This window comes from Paenibacillus pseudetheri (genome assembly GCF_924513355.1).
Lineage (GTDB): Bacteria > Bacillota > Bacilli > Paenibacillales > Paenibacillaceae > Paenibacillus_AQ > Paenibacillus_AQ pseudetheri.
On sequence record NZ_CAKMAB010000082.1, the window covers coordinates 1 to 2,758 of the forward strand.

1 rRNA gene is annotated in these 2,758 nt (G+C 52.9%); it reads right to left on the bottom strand.

The features are described 5' to 3' along the window. Nucleotides 1–2: 2 nt before the first annotated feature. Nucleotides 3–2,758, bottom strand: a 23S ribosomal RNA gene (locus L1028_RS30805); the annotation flags it as partial.

Genomic DNA, 2,758 nt, shown 5'->3' on the forward strand with positions numbered 1-2,758 from the left:
TATAGGATAAGCCCTCGACCGATTAGTATTGGTCAGCTCCATGCATTACTGCACTTCCACCTCCAACCTATCTACCTCGTCGTCTTCAAGGGGTCTTACTAATTGGGAAATCTCATCTTGAGGGGGGCTTCACGCTTAGATGCTTTCAGCGCTTATCCCGTCCGTACGTAGCTACCCAGCCATGCTTCTGGCGAAACAACTGGTGCACCAGCGGTACGTCCATCCCGGTCCTCTCGTACTAAGGACAGCTCCTCTCAAATTTCCTGCGCCCACGACAGATAGGGACCGAACTGTCTCACGACGTTCTGAACCCAGCTCGCGTACCGCTTTAATGGGCGAACAGCCCAACCCTTGGGACCTACTTCAGCCCCAGGATGCGATGAGCCGACATCGAGGTGCCAAACCTCCCCGTCGATGTGGACTCTTGGGGGAGATAAGCCTGTTATCCCCAGGGTAGCTTTTATCCGTTGAGCGATGGCCCTTCCATGCGGTACCACCGGATCACTAAGTCCGACTTTCGTCCCTGCTCGACTTGTAGGTCTCGCAGTCAAGCTCCCTTATGCCTTTGCACTCTTCGAATGATTTCCAACCATTCTGAGGGAACCTTGGAACGCCTCCGTTACTCTTTAGGAGGCGACCGCCCCAGTCAAACTGCCCGCCTGACACGGTCCCCGTACCCGATTAGGGTACTAGGTTAGAACCTAGATACGATCAGGGTGGTATCCCAACGGCGCCTCCACCGAAGCTTGCGCTCCGATTTCTACGGCTCCCACCTATCCTGTACAGATCGTACCCAAATTCAATATCAAGCTGCAGTAAAGCTCCATGGGGTCTTTCCGTCTTGTCGCGGGTAACCTGCATCTTCACAGGTATTAAAATTTCACCGGATCTCTCGTTGAGACAGCGCCCAAGTCGTTACGCCATTCGTGCGGGTCAGAATTTACCTGACAAGGAATTTCGCTACCTTAGGACCGTTATAGTTACGGCCGCCGTTTACTGGGGCTTCGGTTCATAGCTTCGGGTTACCCCTAACCACTCCCCTTAACCTTCCAGCACCGGGCAGGCGTCAGCCCGTATACTTCGCCTTGCGGCTTCGCACAGACCTGTGTTTTTGCTAAACAGTCGCTTGGGCCTTTTCACTGCGGCCCCCTCGTGCTATTCACACTACCGGGGCACCCCTTCTCCCGAAGTTACGGGGTCATTTTGCCGAGTTCCTTAACGAGAGTTCTTCCGCGCGCCTTAGAATTCTCTTCTCGCCTACCTGTGTCGGTTTGCGGTACGGGCACCTTCTCCTGGCTAGAGGCTTTTCTTGGCAGTGTGAGATCATGACCTTCGCTACTATAATTTTCGCTCCCCATCACAGCCCAGCCTTAACGATGTGCGGATTTGCCTACACATCAGCCTCACTGCTTAGACGGACATATCCATCAGTCCGCGTCACTACCCTCCTGCGTCACCCCATCGCTCATAGCGGATTACGGTGGTACAGTAATTTCAAACTGTTGTCCTTCGACTACGCCTTTCGGCCTCGCCTTAGGTCCCGACTTACCCTGAGCGGACGAGCCTTCCTCAGGAAACCTTGGGCTTTCGGCGGATCAGATTCTCACTGATCTTTTCGTTACTCATACCGGCATTCTCACTTGTATGCTGTCCAGCGCTCCTTACGGTACACCTTCAACCCACATACAACGCTCCCCTACCCCAGATACATACGTATCTAGCCATAGCTTCGGTGGTGTGTTTAGCCCCGTTACATTTTCGGCGCAGAGTCACTCGACCAGTGAGCTATTACGCACTCTTTCAATGGTGGCTGCTTCTAAGCCAACATCCTGGTTGTCTGTGCAACTCCACATCCTTTCCCACTTAACACACACTTGGGGACCTTAGCTGATGGTCTGGGCTGTTTCCCTTTTGACAATGGATCTTAGCACTCACTGTCTGACTCCCGGCAATAAGTATATGGCATTCGGAGTTTGACTGATCTTGGTAACCCTTGCGGGCCCCGCAACCAATCAGTGCTCTACCTCCACTACTCTTATACCGAGGCTAGCCCTAAAGCTATTTCGGGGAGAACCAGCTATCTCCGAGTTCGATTGGAATTTCTCCGCTACCCCCACCTCATCCCCGCATTTTTCAACATGCGTGGGTTCGGGCCTCCAGTGCGTGTTACCGCACCTTCACCCTGGACAGGGGTAGATCACACGGTTTCGGGTCTACGTCCACATACTAAATCGCCCTATTCAGACTCGCTTTCGCTGCGGCTCCGTCTTCTCGACTTAACCTTGCATGTTAAACGTAACTCGCCGGTTCATTCTACAAAAGGCACGCCATCACCCATAGATAGGGCTCTGACTTTTTGTAAGCACACGGTTTCAGGTTCTATTTCACTCCCCTTCCGGGGTGCTTTTCACCTTTCCCTCACGGTACTGTTTCACTATCGGTCGCCAGGTAGTATTTAGCCTTAGCAGATGGTCCTGCTGGATTCATACGGGGTTTCACGTGCCCCGCACTACTCGGGATCCGTCTCGGAGAGAACACAGTTTAGGCTACAGGGCTTTTACCTCTATCGCGGGCCTTTCCAGACCTCTTCGCCTACCATATTCCTTTGTAACTCCATGTGAGACGTCCCACAACCCCTAAGAGCAAGCTCTTAGGTTTAGGCTGTTCCGCGTTCGCTCGCCGCTACTGACGGAATCACTATTGTTTTCTCTTCCTCAGGGTACTTAGATGTTTCAGTTCCCCTGGTCTGCCTCTACAT